The 2,967-nt window shown below is 67.3% G+C and carries 2 protein-coding genes; both read right to left on the bottom strand.

Annotation, left to right across the window (positions count from 1 at the left end; genetic code table 11):
• Positions 1-80: 80 nt before the first annotated feature.
• Positions 81-2,321, bottom strand: a complete 2,241-nt coding sequence (locus tag QZY48_RS11425; protein ID WP_295430980.1) for an EAL domain-containing protein — start codon at positions 2,319-2,321, stop codon at positions 81-83.
• Positions 2,322-2,558: 237 nt separating this feature from the next.
• On the bottom strand, positions 2,559-2,967 hold a 409-nt coding region (locus QZY48_RS11420; protein WP_295430979.1), incomplete at its 5' end, for a hydrogenase.

The following is a 2,967-nucleotide window of genomic DNA, read 5'->3' as shown; positions in this document are numbered from 1 at the left end:
GGCCCCCCGGCCGCGACGGGTTGCTGCAAGGGCGTGTGGCCGGGGTTATGATCAAGGCGCACAAGCGGCTGCACCGATCGTTACTGCAATCGTCTTGCCTCGGTCGGCGGCGGCAGTTGGGGCTGGGCCCGGGCGTAGACCTCGAACTCTGCTGCCGGGAGCGCGCGGCTGAAATAGAAGCCCTGGCCGAACTGGCACCCCTCGGTGTGGAGGAACTCTGCCTGGGCTTGGGTTTCGATCCCCTCCGCGACGACGCGTAGGCCCAGTGCCCGGCCCAGGGCGATGACCGCGCGTGCGATGGCGCTGTCGTCCGCACCCCCGGGAAGCGCCGCGATGAAGGACCGGTCGATCTTGAACTCGCGGACGGCCAGACGCTTGAGCGCAGCCAGGGAGGAGTACCCGGTGCCGAAGTCATCGATACCGACGTCGATACCTGAGGTCTGGAGGCGGCGAATGTTTCCGGCCGCTGCCTCCGGGTTGAGCATGATCCAGCTTTCGGTGATCTCGACCGCGAAGTCGGCCGGGGCCAAACCGGCCTCGCGGACGATATCCTCGATGCCCGCTGCGAGGTCCGGGTTCTGCATGTCGCGAGTCGACAAGTTGACCCAGACCGCCGCGTCACTCAGCAGCCCCTGGTCCCGCCATGCCTTCATCTGGGCCGCAGCGGCGCGCACCACCCAGGCGCTGATCGGGGCGATGATCCCTGTGGACTCCGCCATGGGGATGAACTGCATTGGCTCGATCAAACCCATCAATGGGTGGTTCCAACGGATCAGCGCCTCCAGACCGGCGATCCGGCCGGTCTCCAGGTCATGCTGGGGCTGGTAATGGAGGACGAATTCCTGGTTGGCGACGGCCTGGCGTAGGGCTGCCTCAAGGGAGACCTGGGCGAAGGGATGCGCCGTCATGGTATCGGTGTAGTAGCGGAAGGTGTCGCGGCCCTCGCCCTTGGCCTGGTACAAGGCGGCGTCGGCGTGGGTCAGCAGCGCGTCCACGTCGGTGCCGTCCTGCGGGTAGAGGCTGATGCCGACACTCGCGGTCACAGCGAGGGGCGGGGTAGTGACCGTGAAAGGCTCTTTAAGTGTCGCGAGCAGCGTCTCGGCGGGCAATGCGGCTTCGCTGCCTTCCTTCAATCCGGTGAGGATGACGACGAACTCATCGCCACCCAGGCGGGCGACCGTGTCGCTCTCGCGCACGACGGCGCAAATGCGCTGGGCGGCCTGCTTCAACACCTGGTCGCCGATGGCGTGTCCAAGGCTGTCGTTGATCGACTTGAAGCGATCCAGATCGAGGAAGAGCACTGCCGTCTGCCGGTTCTGTCGATGGGCCTGACGCATCGCCTGATTCAGGCGGTCGGCCAAGAGAAAGCGGTTGGGCAGCCCGGTGAGTGCGTCGTGATGCGCCGCGTGTGTCAGTTGCAGTTCACGCTCTTTGAGCTGTTCGGTCAGGTCCACATGCGTGGTGATGTCGTAAGCGGACTCGATCACGCCCAAGACCTCGCCGTCAGGGCTGCGCAGGGGCGTGCCGATCAACTCGATCCAGCGGGGCCGCCCGTCCGGCCCCAGATGGCGCTGGATCATCTTCACGGCCGTGGCTCCCGCCAACACCGCGTGCGCCGGACCGGGTCCGTCCGGTCCTTCGGCGGCCAGCGGACCTGCCGCCAGCGCCGCGGCGTTGGTCAACAGCACCTGGTAGTTGGTGCCGATCACAAGGATAGGGGCCGCGACACTGTCGATGACTGACTGCAGAAAGCCCTGGCGGCGAGTCAGTGCGGCCTGGGTCCGCTTGACTTCGGTGATATCCAACAGGGCGACGTAGCAGGCGGCGGGGACCTCCTCGGCCGGGCTTGGCGGCTCGCGGCGGATGACCAGGAGCAGGTCGCGCCCGGGTGCCGGTGGGTGTCCCAGGCTCACTTCGATGGATTCATCCTCGCCCTTGCTCAACACCCGCGCGAGGCTGGCGAGTAGGACGCGCCGATCTGCGGGGGCAAGCCTGGAGCCGAGCACCAGCCCCGGCGCCGGTTGTCGCTCGACCTCCAGCAGTTGGGTGGCCGCCTTGTTCAATTGGGTGATCCGGCCGTGGTGGTCGAGCGTGGCACAGGCCACCGGGGCCAAATCATAGAGGTCCGCGCGGCTGTCGCGGGGCTCGTACCGGGATCGCTGGGTCGTCCGGCGCCCGCGGATCTCCCGCTCCAACTGGGTCAGGTGGAGTTGCAGATCCTGGTGCGCGCGGCTGGGTTCGGCAGGGTTGAGGACGTCGCGGCGCAGGGCAGCGAAGAGGTCCGCGAGAAGGCGGTCGGTGGGGTCCCTGAAGGTGGCCATGGCGGTCTCCGTGGTCGGGGGGCGGGAGTATGCCTTCGAGTACAGTGCAGAAGTATAGCTTACCGGATGCCTGTGATTCGCGTCCAGGACTCGTTGGCAGTGGTTGGGCCGACGGAAGGATGTAGACACAGTCGGTCGACCGGGGCGGCCTGCGCGGATGCCCTGTTGCCGGACGATCGAATTGATGGCTTTCTGGGGACGCCCGGAGGGGCGATGGCGGCGTCCCGCTGGGGCGGGTCAAGAATCGGCTGCGTTTCCCAGGTTAACCGTCGCGGCACCGCGCCCAAGCGCCGCTAACAGACCCCGCAGCAGGTCCAGGGGCGCGGGCGGGCAACCGGGGATCTTCACATCCACCGGTATGACATTCTCCACCGCCCCGCAACTGGCGTAGGAGACGCCGAATTCACCGCCGTCGCAGGCGCAGGTGCCGGCGGCGATCACGAGCTTTGGAATCGGGGTCGCGGCCCAGGTGCGGCGCAGGGCCGTCTCCATATGGCGGGAGACGGGGCCGGTGACCAGCAGGGCGTCGGCGTGGCGCGGGGAGGCGACGAAGTGCAGTCCGAAGCGCTCCAGGTCGTAATAGGGATTATTCAGCGCGTGGATCTCCAACTCGCAGCCGTTGCAGGAGCCGGCGTCGACCTGGCGG

Origin of the sequence: uncultured Thiodictyon sp., from assembly GCF_903828115.1 — a bacterium.
In the GTDB taxonomy this organism is placed as follows: domain Bacteria; phylum Pseudomonadota; class Gammaproteobacteria; order Chromatiales; family Chromatiaceae; genus Thiodictyon.
This window is presented reverse-complemented; position numbering and strand designations above follow the sequence as displayed.